General features: G+C 35.6%; 13 protein-coding genes. 5 read left to right on the plus strand and 8 right to left on the minus strand.

What is annotated here, in order from left to right:
- Nucleotides 1–146: 146 nt before the first annotated feature.
- From MKX53_RS11430 to zapA, 6 genes are all read right to left on the minus strand, one after another.
- Nucleotides 147–1,841 (minus strand): long-chain-fatty-acid--CoA ligase, encoded by a 1,695-nt coding sequence (locus tag MKX53_RS11430; RefSeq protein WP_093536948.1) that lies wholly within the window; start codon nt 1,839–1,841, stop codon nt 147–149.
- Nucleotides 1,842–2,260: 419 nt separating this feature from the next.
- Nucleotides 2,261–2,674, minus strand: coding sequence for a DUF350 domain-containing protein (locus MKX53_RS11435; RefSeq protein WP_340762876.1), 414 nt, complete (start codon nt 2,672–2,674; stop codon nt 2,261–2,263).
- Between the two features lie 68 nt (nt 2,675–2,742).
- On the minus strand, nt 2,743–5,106 hold the full coding sequence (locus tag MKX53_RS11440; protein ID WP_340911350.1) for an endonuclease MutS2: 2,364 nt from the start codon (nt 5,104–5,106) through the stop codon (nt 2,743–2,745).
- 16 nt (nt 5,107–5,122) lie between these two features.
- Entirely contained in the window at nt 5,123–6,826 is a 1,704-nt protein-coding gene (gene polX / locus MKX53_RS11445) for a DNA polymerase/3'-5' exonuclease PolX (RefSeq protein WP_340911353.1), read from the minus strand.
- Between the two features lie 71 nt (nt 6,827–6,897).
- Nucleotides 6,898–7,440, minus strand: coding sequence for a CvpA family protein (locus MKX53_RS11450; RefSeq protein ID WP_093536944.1), 543 nt, complete (start codon nt 7,438–7,440; stop codon nt 6,898–6,900).
- 4 nt (nt 7,441–7,444) lie between these two features.
- Nucleotides 7,445–7,705, minus strand: a complete 261-nt coding sequence (gene zapA / locus MKX53_RS11455; protein ID WP_093536943.1) for a cell division protein ZapA — start codon at nt 7,703–7,705, stop codon at nt 7,445–7,447.
- A gap of 78 nt (nt 7,706–7,783) precedes the next feature.
- On the opposite strand from zapA, the gene rnhC reads away from it, so the two are divergent.
- The 3 genes from rnhC (at nt 7,784) to MKX53_RS11470 (ending at nt 9,843) form a co-directional block, all read left to right on the plus strand.
- Nucleotides 7,784–8,713, plus strand: a complete 930-nt coding sequence (gene rnhC / locus MKX53_RS11460; RefSeq protein WP_340911356.1) for a ribonuclease HIII — start codon at nt 7,784–7,786, stop codon at nt 8,711–8,713.
- Between the two features lie 17 nt (nt 8,714–8,730).
- The gene (locus MKX53_RS11465; RefSeq protein WP_340911359.1) at nt 8,731–9,234 is read left to right on the plus strand and encodes a GNAT family N-acetyltransferase; all 504 of its coding nucleotides are present in this window, start codon (nt 8,731–8,733) and stop codon (nt 9,232–9,234) included.
- A 117-nt stretch (nt 9,235–9,351) separates the two neighbouring features.
- Nucleotides 9,352–9,843, plus strand: coding sequence for a hypothetical protein (locus MKX53_RS11470; protein WP_340769689.1), 492 nt, complete (start codon nt 9,352–9,354; stop codon nt 9,841–9,843).
- A gap of 70 nt (nt 9,844–9,913) precedes the next feature.
- On the opposite strand, the gene MKX53_RS11475 is transcribed toward MKX53_RS11470, so the two are convergent.
- Both MKX53_RS11475 and MKX53_RS11480 read right to left on the minus strand, forming a co-directional pair.
- The gene (locus tag MKX53_RS11475; RefSeq protein WP_340911361.1) at nt 9,914–10,444 is read right to left on the minus strand and encodes a GrpB family protein; all 531 of its coding nucleotides are present in this window, start codon (nt 10,442–10,444) and stop codon (nt 9,914–9,916) included.
- Between the two features lie 15 nt (nt 10,445–10,459).
- On the minus strand, nt 10,460–10,999 hold the full coding sequence (locus tag MKX53_RS11480; protein ID WP_340911364.1) for a DUF402 domain-containing protein: 540 nt from the start codon (nt 10,997–10,999) through the stop codon (nt 10,460–10,462).
- 209 nt (nt 11,000–11,208) lie between these two features.
- On the opposite strand from MKX53_RS11480, the gene MKX53_RS11485 reads away from it, so the two are divergent.
- Nucleotides 11,209–12,354: an MFS transporter gene (locus tag MKX53_RS11485; protein ID WP_340911367.1), complete on the plus strand. Its 1,146-nt coding sequence runs from the start codon at nt 11,209–11,211 to the stop codon at nt 12,352–12,354.
- 101 nt (nt 12,355–12,455) lie between these two features.
- A complete protein-coding gene (locus MKX53_RS11490) occupies nt 12,456–12,650 on the plus strand; it encodes a hypothetical protein (protein ID WP_093536936.1) in 195 nt (64 codons plus the stop codon).
- The last annotated feature ends 1 nt before the right edge of the window (nt 12,651 follow it).

Genomic DNA, 12,651 nt, shown 5'->3' on the forward strand with positions numbered 1-12,651 from the left:
CAATGACTCCAAAATCTCTGACATTCTTCAGAGGCTTTTACTTTATTTAGATAGTTTAAACCTTTATTTAAATAAAATAAAAATATGAATGATGATTCATTCATATTTTTATATTATATTCAATTTTGTCGATTGTCAATAATCAATTAACTTTGTACCGTTACTTTTTGTTTCGCTTTCTCTTCTTCTATTAAAGTTCTTCTCAAAATCTTACCTACTGCAGTTTTCGGAAGTTCCGCTCTGAACTCGTAAATTCTTGGTACTTTAAACGCTGCCAAGTTTTCACGACAAAAAGTATTTAACTCCTCTTCTGTCACAGAAGCTCCCTCTTTAAGTACGATAAATGCTTTTACCGTTTCCCCTCTATATGGATCTGGCACTCCAGCAACAACACATTCCTGAATTGCAGAATGTTCATATAGAACTTCTTCAACATCCCTCGGATAGATATTATAACCACCCGCAATGATTAAATCTTTTTTGCGATCAACTACATAAAAGTAACCGCTTTCATCCATATACCCCAAATCACCAGTTAAGAACCAACCATCACGCAGAGTCATTGCAGTATCTTCTGGACGGTTCCAGTATCCCTTCATCACTTGAGGCCCTTTAACTGCTATTTCTCCAATTTCCCCAAATGGTAATGGTGTTGTTGAATCGACTGCGAAAATCGCTGCTTCTGTATCTGGCCAAGGAATTCCTACTGAGCCTTTAATACGATCTTCTGCATAAATTAGGTTCGCATGTGTCACTGGGGAGGTTTCTGTTAAGCCATATCCCTCTACCAATCTACCACCAGTAACTTTTTCAAACTTTTCTTGTACCTCTAATGGTAAAGGAGCAGAGCCACTTAAACAAGCTACAATTGAAGATAAATCATATTTTTGTATATCTGGATGATTCAATAATCCAATATAAATCGTTGGAGCTCCTGGGAATATCGTTGGTTTTTGCTTATCAATTGTTTTTAGTGCAGTTTCTACATCAAATTTAGGTAACAATACCATTCTATTACCTAGCATAACAGAAAATATTAATACAGTAGTCATTCCATATACATGGAAGAATGGAAGAACTCCTAATATACTTTCTTCGCCTTCTATTGCCTTGTAATTCCACGCCGTACACATAGTAGTATTTGTTACTAAGTTTTTATGCGTAAGCATAACTCCTTTTGGAAATCCTGTTGTACCACCAGTATATTGTAAAAGTGCTATATCCTCGTCAAAATCAAAAGACATACTGATCGGTTCAGCTTTTCCAACTTTCATAATTTCAGTGAATAGATGATTGATGCCTCGATGCTCTACCTTTACACTAAACCCATATTGTTTCTTCTGGATAAAAGGATAAACAAGATTTTTAGGAAATGGTAGGTAATCTTTAATACCAGTAACAATAATATTCTCTAGGCTCGTATCTTTTAAAACTTTTGTAACCCGTGGATATAATATATCCATAGCTAAAATAACTTTTGCACCAGAGTCCTTCATTTGATAAGCTATTTCTCTTTCCGTATAAAGAGGATTTGTTTGAACAACTATTGCCCCCGCATACAGTGCTCCGTAATATCCGATTACCCCTTGTGGACAGTTCGGTAGCATAATTGCTACTCTATCTCCTTTTTGAATACCAATGGATTGTAAATAGTTAGCAAATTTTAAAGAAGACTCATATAGCTCTTTGTACGATAAATCTCTCCCCATGAAATGTATCGCAATTTTTGTCGGAAATTTCTTATACGCTCTCGTCAGATATTCTTGAACAGGAATGTGTTCATAGTCAAGCGTATGTGGTATTTCTGGTGGATATTGTGCTAACCACGGCTTTTCAGTCATATTAATGCCCCCTTTGTTTTTAATAGCGTGAATATTCCTATTTTTAATTATAGAGAAAAATGAATGACAATTCAATTCTTTATTGAAAAGAGTTTTCAAAGTTTTCTAGTCTAATAGTTTTATCTGCTTTTTAAAAAACTAATCCTTCCTTACTACAATATAAATACCTTACCTAAACGCACTTTTGACCGTCTTTTTCTCGTTTTAAACAGATATTTCTTTCTCAAGCTTTACATAAAATATAAAAAGACTGCAAAGTTCACTTCTTTATCATTAAGATGAAAAGTGTTACATCACAGTCTTTAAATACGTTATTAAGTTATTATATTAATTTGTTACGACATATATTATACCTACTAAGACAAAAAGTAAGCCAACAGCCAATAAAATTTTCGACAATTTTTCCATTTCAACCGCTCCTAAGAAATACTTGCACCAATAACAAATGATAGCCCAACAGAAATAACTAGTGAAATAAATCCAATTGAACGATTATCGTTTTCGATTTCCTTATCAACATTAAAGGTTGGCGTTAAAAATTCAAACAATAAGTAAGCAATTATTAATAGTGTAAAACCAAATAAACCCCAACCAACCATTTCGAATAATGAGTTATGTTGTTCAATGGAATACCTAAATATATTACATACACCAAAAATTTTCCCACCAGTAGCAAGTGCAACTGCTACATTACCTTTTCTTATTTCTTCCCAATTTTTATACTTCGTGACTATTTCAAAAATAACCATCGAAACGAGTAAGCATAAAATTACCACACTAAAATAACCTGCAGACTCTACGAGTGGGTTTGACCAAAAACTGGATAGAAGCATGTTTAAAACCCCTTTTACACTTTTCCTTCTATACGGAGAGCCCGCAAAAAAGTTTCATTTTTTCTACTTTATTTTAGTTCAACAACCGTTACACCATGCCCACCTTCACCAGCTTCACCGAAACGATAACTTTTCACGCGAGAATGGTTTTTCAAAAACTGTTGTATTGCTTGTCTTAACACACCTGTGCCTTTTCCATGAATAATAGAGATTCTTGGGTAGTTTGAAAGAAGTGCATCGTCTAAATATTTTTCTGTACGCATGATGGCATCCTCATAGCGTTCTCCTCGAAGATCTAACTCTAATTTTACATTAGTGTCTCTTCCACGGATTGAATTCACTGAGACAGTTTGCTTTTGTTTTTCAGGTTTTACAAACTCAAGGTCAGATTCGTCTAATTTCATTTTTAGCATACCAATCTGAACAGACCACTCTGTCTTAGACAATTTCTCAAGTAGAGTCCCTTTTTGTCCGAAGCTCAATACTTTCACTTCATCTCCAGATTTCAACTCTTTTGCCATTTCGTTTAATTTCTTTTGCTTCTTCAATACTGGATTATCTGGTAAAGCAGCATCTAAACGCTTTTTAGCATCGATTAGTTCATGCTCTTTAACGAAGTTATGTGTATTGGACTGCATTTTCCGCAGTTCACTTATGATATCTTCTGCTTCTCGTCTAGCTTCATCTACGATTTTCTTCGCTTTATCTTTTGCTTTTTGTTCTAGTTTATCTTTGCTCTGTTCTAGTTCTGCTAATCTCAGTTCAACATCCGCTTTAACTTTACGTGCTTCTGCTAAGTGGGCTTCCGTTTCTTCTGCATCTTTTTCTGCTTGTCGACGACTGTTCTCCAGAGATGCAATCATAGAGTTCACTTCACCACGATCTGTCCCTGTAAAAGTTTGTGCTTGGTTAATAATATATGCTGGTAACCCAAGTCGCTCGGAAATTTCAAAAGCATTACTTCTACCAGGCACTCCTATTAACAGTTTATAAGTTGGACTTAACGTTTCAATATCGAACTCAACGCTTGCATTGGCCACGCCAGGTCTATTGTATCCATAAGCCTTTAGTTCAGGATAATGTGTTGTAGCCATTACTCGAGCTCCGGTCCCATGTACTGCATCCAATATAGAAATAGCAAGCGCAGCACCTTCTTGAGGATCGGTTCCTGCTCCAAGTTCATCAAATATGATTAATGATTTATCGTCATACTTTTTTAAAATATCCACAATATTAACCATATGAGAAGAAAAAGTACTTAAACTTTGTTCAATAGATTGCTCATCTCCGATATCTGCAAAGACCGATTCAAATAATGCCACTTCTGAGCCATCCAATGCAGGAATAGGAAGTCCACTTTGCGCCATTAATGTACAAAGTCCAACTGTTTTCAGTGTAACTGTTTTACCACCAGTATTCGGCCCAGTGATGACAATAGTGGTAATGTCTTTGCCGAATTCAATCGTATTTGGCACCGCTGTTTCCAGTGGAATAAGTGGGTGTCTAGCCTTTACTAAACGAATATATCCCTCATTATTAATGATTGGCATCGTACATTTTTGGGCTTGACCATATTTTGCTTTAGCTAAAATAACATCAATTTCTCCTAGTACACTTACTAATACAAAAATATCATGACCAACTATTTCTACTTCAGCTGTCAATTTGATAAGGATACGATTAATCTCTTCCTGTTCTTTCACTCTTAAACTTCTGATATCATTATTTATTTGCACTATTGCTGAAGGTTCCACAAACAATGTTTGTCCAGAAGAGGATTGGTCATGGATAATTCCACCGTAATGACTACGATACTCGGATTTTACAGGAATCACATATCGATCATTTCGGATAGTAATAATCGAATCTGATAACATTTTCGCAGCATTTGCCCCTCTAGTATAACTTTCTAGCTTTTCACGCACACGACTTACTTGAATGCGTAATTGTTGGCGAATAGAACGCAAAATACTACTTGCGCTATCTAACACTGCGCCGTTTTCATCAATACAATCATTAATCTCATGTTCAAGGGCTGTTAAAATCGGAATAGCCTCTTTTTTCTCTATAAAGTGGGGGATCTTCACATCTTCGGATTCCGCTACATTTTCTAAAAATTGACGTAAGATTTTACTAGCTCTAATAGTACTTGCGATCTCCATTAGTTCTGTTGGACTAAGCATACCCCCAATTTGGGCACGTTTAGCATGAGGTCGAATATCTGTCATCCCACCCATTGGAACATTGCCTCGTAACCGAAGTATTGTCATTCCTTCATCCATTTCCTCTAACAACTTTTTCACTACTGTAAACTCAACGGAAGGAATTAGATTATCTATATGGCTTCTCCCAATAGATGAAGTACAATAATTGGAAACTTCATCTCTAATTTTAAAATACTCTAATGTCCTTAATGCTCTTTCAGCTATCAACTGGGTCACCTCCTAATTATTTCTGTATATATTCTTTAAACTTCTCCAACGACCAAGTGTTCACTATATTTTCTTTGTGTAACCAGGCTTTTTGTGCATAACGTACACCAATATCCATATATTTTAGCTGATCGATATGATGTGCATCTGTGTTTATCGCTATTGGTACGCCTTTTTCTTGGGCTAACTTTAAGTATTCCGTATTCAAATCGAGACGATAAGGACTAGCATTTAACTCTAAAATCTTACCGTTTTCCTTAGCCCATTTTATCAGAGTAGGAACATCTGGATTATAACCATCTCTTTGTTCGATTATTCTTCCCGTTGGATGAGCAATCATGTGTACATATGGGTTTTTCAACGCATTTAAGAGTCTTTCCATAATCTTTTCTTGCGGCTGGCTAAAACTTGAATGGATAGAAGCTATAACAAAATCTAGTTGTGAAAGCACATCATCTTCAAAATCGAGTGAACCATCTGGTAGTATGTCCATTTCGGTCCCCGTAAATATTTCAATATCAGTGTACTTTTCGTTTAGAGAGTGAATAATATCTATTTGGTTTAATAATCTTTCCTTCGAAAGTCCGTTAGCAACTTTGAGATAATTAGAGTGATCAGTAATCACCATATGTGAGTAGCCTTTTACTCGGCAAGCTTCCACCATTTCTTCTATAGAATGAGCCCCGTCCGACCAAGTGCTATGCATATGAAAATCGGCTTTTATATCATTTAACTTCACTAACGAAGGCAGCTGATCCAATTTGGAAAATTCCGATCCATCTTCTCGGACTGTTGGAGGTATGAAAGGCAAATCAAAGTAAGCATAAAAGTCTTCTTCCGATTCAAAATGCTCTACACTTCCATCCGCTAATTCCACACCATATTCACTAATTTTCTTTCCTTGGTCTTTAGCAATTTGACGCATTTTTATATTATGGTCCTTTGAGCCAGTGAAATGATTTAATGCAGAAGCAAATTGTTTTAGTTCCACTAGTCGGAAATCGACATCTATTTCGACTTCTACATCTAGCGTGACAGAAACTTTCGTATCTCCAGCTGCAATTATTTTCTGTACAGGAAGTATTTTTAACAATTCTTCTCTAACTTCTTGAGGAGAACTTGTAGCGATGATAAAGTCAATGTCCTTACTGGCTTCTTTAACTCTTCTATAAGACCCGGCAACAGAAAACTTATCAATTAAAGCTATAGAAGCCAATTTGTGTTCGATAAGATCTACGATAGGTTCAATTTGCCATACAGCAGTTCTTTCTGGTTTAGACTGAAGGTTCACTATTTCTAGTAATATTTTTTCTTCTGTCTTCTTAGCAAATCCAGGAAGACTTTGGACTTTACCTTCGTCACATGCAAGCTTTAACGCATCAATGGAATCGATATGTAATTCCTTGTATAGCTTGGCAATTTTTTTACCACCAAGTCCAGGTATTTTAAGCATCGGAAGTAACCCACTAGGAACTGTTTGTTGTAATTCTACAAGCAAAGAAGATTCTCCTTTAGTGATTAAATCCTCTATTACAGCTCCTGTTGCTGCTCCAATCCCTTTTAAGGAGGAGATATTATCCATTTCAGAAAGGCTTCGGTCATCTAATTCCAACACCTGTGCAGCCTTTCGAAAGGCAGATACTTTAAAAGGATTTTCACCTTGCAATTCCATATATAAAGCTATTCTTTCTAATGTTTTAATAATCGTCTTCTTATCCAACGAAAACACCTCTTTCTTCTCAATTAACCAATATAGCTAACTTCAAAAAAACTTCCCTCTATTGAGAGAAGTTACTTTTCAATATAAATATACCACCAATTTTTAACCATCTCCGACAGGATAGGCGTGTGTTCTAACATCCATCCAGTTAAAACTGAACCTGATATTAAATTTTGAATCATATCGATTGGTAAAAGAGCAAGTACATACAATAAGACAAACATAATAAAATAAAATTCAATAAGTCCTAAAACTGCACCCACCATATTGCTTATAAACCCTAAAATCGGTAAATACTTCAAAAAATCAAACATAGATGCAATCATTTGCAAGGCGAACTTCACCACGATAAAAATGAGTGCAAAAGCAATAATCCGATAAAAAGTTTGTGCTAAATCTAAACTCTCCACGGCGATTGTCAATTTAGCACCAGCGGTTACAGCAGGAAACGGAATCCATAAAACAAATTTATCTGCAAGTGGTTTATAATAAGAATAAGCCACTACTAATGCAATGATAAAGCCAGTCATGTGGATTAGTTGAACGATTAACCCTCGTTTTGCGCCAGTGATTAAACCACCGACAAGTAATATTAATATAATTATATCTAACATGTTTTCAGTCCTTTAATCTTTTCAATTCTTCTTCTAAGAGTTCTAATTGTTCTTTTACTTTTATGTAATCATTTACAGCATTCACAGCTGTGAGTACAGCAAGTTTTGCAATATCTAGTTGACTGTTATGTGAATTTATTTCTCTCATTTTATCATCAACCATTGATGCTACTAGTCTCATATGGCCCGACGATTCAGAACCTACCATTTTATAATTCTGTCCATATATATCAACCGAAATTCGTGTTTTTTCTTGTTCTGACAAAGCCATAACCCTCCTCAGAAAATCCTAATACTAATAATAACACGAAATAGATTGCTATGTGAAGAAAGGAACGAACGAATGTCAAATACAGTCTTATTATTGAAACCATACGAAATCGAAAAAGTTAAATCACATTATATGAAATTTAAGGTAGAGAGGTCTGCTCCTGGTGTTATTTTTGCAGCAAAGCTTGCAGATACAGCCATTACTATTTATAAATCTGGCAAGGTGATGTTTCAAGGAAACGGTTCTACGCGCGAAGCTTCCCTTTGGGGTACAAGTTCGACTAAAACTACAACAACTGGTGCGAAGGGGGATCTTTTACCTCCTAACTTTGCAACCTTATCGGTTCTAGGTTCAGATGAAACTGGTACTGGAGATTATTTTGGTCCCATTACAGTTGCAGCATGTTTTGTCAGTTCAGAACAAGTCGAGCTAGTTAAAGCTTTAGGAGTGAAGGATTCCAAAATGCTTACAGATGACATAATGCGTAAAATGGCACCTGACTTAATGGCGACTTTAACACATAGTGTCCTCGTATTGAAAAACGAAAAATACAATGACATACAGTCTCGTGGGTCGTCTCAAGGTAAGATAAAAGCACTTATGCATAACCAAGCATTAAAGCATGTACTAAAAAAAATGGACTCAGAAAAACCGGCATATATATTAATCGATCAGTTTGCGGAGCGCGGTATTTACTATAATCATATTAAAACGGAGAAAGAAATCGTCCGAGAAAATGTTTTGTTTTCTACAAAAGCAGAGCAACTTCACGTATCTGTTGCAGCAGCATCAATCATAGCGAGATATGCTTTCTTGAAGGAAATGGATCGTCTGACCGAAATAGCGGGTACGACGATACCTAAAGGAGCAAGTGCTAAGGTTGATGAAATAGCAGCGAAAATTTATTTGAAGCATGGAGAAGAGTTTCTCAAGTCTATTACAAAGTGGCATTTTGCCAATACTGGGAAAGCGATTAATATTGTGAACAAGAAACGATTTTAGCTTGGGAGTTGTACAACATGAAAGTTATTGGGGAAACAGAGCGATTATATTTATGGGTATTTGAACAATCACATGTGGAAGCCGCTCAACAATTTTGGGGGAACGAAGAAGTCATGTCACTATGTGATGGGCCTTCTGCACATGAGCTACTTCCCAAAGTTATAGAGGGATATCGTAAATTACATGAAGATAGAGGTTTATCCGTTTATGCAGTAATAGAAAAAGAATCGGATCTAGTAATAGGAGCAGCTGGTTTTAATCCAACTGATTCGACGGGAGTAATAGAGTTAATTTATCATTTTAGTAAGAAATCTTGGGGAAAAGGTCTTGCAACTGAAGCAGCTGCAGCTTGCCTTAAGCTAGCTAAAAACAAAGGAAATATTAGAATAATCACTGCATCAGCAGATCCACAAAACATAGGTTCATTAAAGATTTTAGAAAAAATCGGGTTCACCTATGTGAGTATGAAGTGGTTTGAGGATACAAAACAAGAAGAGCCTTATTATGAATATTTAATGTAATCTACAATTTATACAAAGTAAATTTGGGTAATTCTAATAATAAATTTAGATAGCACAAAACCATTCAAATGCATAACATGTATAAGTGCGTGTTTAAATAGCGATGGAGGTTTGAGTATGGTAAATTTTCAAGCTTTTCAGGGTACCGTTACCAGGATTAGTGATTTTATGATAGGGGCTAATGGTGAAGGCGAAGGTTGTTATACATTAATGTCGGTTGATAATGGCAACGGAAATTCAGTAAATTTCGTGGTGTCCCCCACTACTTATTTTGTAGACCATGCAGTGGTAGCAGTGGGCGATAGGGTAACTGGATACTATGATGGAGATGCCCCTGTTCCTCTGATTTTCCCACCACAGTACCGGGCACTTATTATAGTAGAAGAAAATACAAATCGAAATGTTAAAGTGGACTTCTTTAATAGCCAATTGGAAAGCAGTGATGGCCAGTTAAGACTAAATGTAACACCATATACTCCAATATTATTGACTAATGGTCAGCCTTTTACGAAAAGTCCTGCGAATCGAAATTTAATTGTTATTTATGGTCCAACTACAAGAAGTATACCTGCCCAGACCACACCATATGAAATTATCGTTTGGTGTTAAACTTTCTGGGGAAAATCTGGATCCAAATTTCTTTGCACGAAATGTCAATTACATTTCGTGCTTTTCCTTTTCACAAAGACACTTTAGGAATACTTTTATACCAGTGGAGTGCTTGTTTTTCAATCTCTTTGGCTAATTTATCTTTCCCATTAATATAAGCGTCAATGTCATATGGAAATTGCTCTGCTAGTGCTTCTTTTAAATCTCCGTACTTTCTTGCAATAATAGAATGTACTCTTAAAAAGTCCCGAAACGCAAGATGTCTTTCAATTTCAAGATTACCCAATTCATACATATGGACATGATGCGTTCGATTATCTCCACCTTTTTGGAAGTATCTACGACCAGGAAGTCCATTTTCACCTTTAGGTTCATAACCAATCGCAATCATTGCGCTGTTATAAGCGTCAATTTTTCTTATATCTCGGACTATAGGCATCATATCGATAATTGGTTTTGAACTCAATCTTTCTACTGACGTGCTTCCAATATGATGGATAATTTGAATCTCAAGGCCGAAAATATGTTGAAGAAGAATTGTTTCCTCATCAAACTTTTTCTTCCAATCCTCTGAATATGACACTACCTCCACTTTACGCATTTAAATCTCTCCCTTTTAAAGAAGTTTCGTTAATAGTGCTTTATGAACTGAGGAATAATGAAGTAAGCCAAAATTATTTCCCACAATACTAGTAGTAATTTCATTTACTTGATGCCATGCCAAGTTGTACATTCTTTGATCAACCCAACCGTTTATTAATGCCTCTTCCAGTTCATCTGCATCCTGTTGAATAATTTCTCCCGTAGGAAATACGATAATATCTAAAAACAAGTCATCCCACCATGGAATATTATGCTCTATTCCTATTTCGTTGCAAATATCGATATACCACTGAATCACTTTTCCATTAGCATCAAACATAGTAGTTACAGAATAATGTTTTCCTGTAGGAAAGTGTTGTAACCACATAAATCCATCATCTACAATGCACACACTTTTTTCATCATACTTCACCCATAAGGGCTCCACCACCTGAACCATGTTAAGAAGTGTTATATATCCAGTGAATTCCTCTTTATCCACATAAGATTGTGCATACTCTCTCTTCTTAATCCGCTGCCAATCTGAACGATCCCCATATCTTCTTTTTAACATGCCTACCCCCTAATCAATTCAGACAAATTAAGTACTTAACTTCTCTTTTAATAGAAATTATAGCAGATTTATTATTCTAACTTATTGGTTAATTTAAATTCCATTGTTTATTCTATTAAAAACGGCTATTTACCATTCAAATCAGTTACAATAATTAAGTTAATAATTGAAATCATATTTTATTTGTTTTTAGAAAAGGAGAATTCTTCTTGAAGGTACATGTTTTATTAAAGGGATATAATTTTTTGTTTTTTGGTTTGCTTGCAGTTTTTATACCGTTCTTGCCTGTGTATTTAGGGGAACAAGGATTATCTACAAGTGAAATAGGGATTATCGTAGGTACTGGCGGTTTTGTAACTTTAATAGCCCAACCGTTGTGGGGGTTCATCAGCGATAAAACAAAAACAATTCGCAAGGTGATGTTACTACTTGTTGGATTGACTGCTATTTCGGGTTATTTTTTATTTAACTTCGATAACTTTGTGTTACTAATCATTTTCGCTTTGTTAGTTTATTTCTTCCTTATGCCACTCGATCCATTAACGGAGAGTTTAAATTTTACTGTTTCAGAGATGGCCCGTATTAGCTATGGATCTATCCGCACATATGGTGCACTTGGCTATGCCATTTTGTCTTTAATTGCTGGGTTTACAATGGATTATTTTGGAGTGAGTAGTCTATCTATTTTATTTGTACTCTTGGGGCTTCTCTCATTTGGAATTGTTTGGTTTATGCCGGATGTGCAAGCTTCCCCAAAACCTGTGACGATAAAAGGATTGAAACAAGTATTACGTAACAAAGAGATGCTTCTATTCTTAGCATTAGTATTCATAAGCTCTGTCCCTGCACGTATGAACGATACATTTCTAGGAATACATATCAAAGCACTGGGAGGAGAGACATCCTTAGTAGGGATTGCTTTTTTCTTAGCAGGTGGTAGTGAAATCATTATTTTTGCACTCAGCTTTTGGTGGCTTCGAAAAGGTAAAGAGTTGGAGATTATTACGATCGCTACCTTCTTTTACTTCTTACGTTTTTTTATATCAGGCTATGTCACAAACCCTGTTACTCTAACTGTCTTACAAGTATTACAAATGCTAACATTCCCTATTTTCTACACCGCCGCTATTCAATATTTATATAATATTATGCCTAAGGAATGGCGAGCTACTGGACAAACTGTTTTAGCATTATTATTCTTTGGCTTATCTAGTATTATTGCGTCATATGCAGGTGGTTTCCTCTATAAAGAATTTGGTGGGCAGTCTTTTTACTTTATCATTTCAGCAATGTCCTTCATCGGGGTCCTATTTGGAATACTGCTGACTATTCGGAAACATAAAATAAACGGATGATTATTTTATGTGAAAATGGGTATTAAACATATATAGAGTTGAAATTAGTACCTTTTACTAAACTTTCTTTATGGAAAGAGATTTTTGTGGGAGGTGATTAATTGAGAAGAGCCTATGGAGTTAAAAAGCTATCTTTATATTTAGATACCGTAGGGTATCCACTTACTGAAGAGGAAATCGACATACTAATTATAAAAAGAGAGATTCCTCATTTAAAACCAATGGCAAATATGATCGTTTTCAATTTAGATCATGTGGATTGGTGGATTAGTCATAATCTACCTCCATCCAAATGAT

Source organism: Psychrobacillus sp. FSL K6-4615 (assembly GCF_038008225.1).
Taxonomy (GTDB): domain Bacteria; phylum Bacillota; class Bacilli; order Bacillales_A; family Planococcaceae; genus Psychrobacillus; species Psychrobacillus psychrotolerans.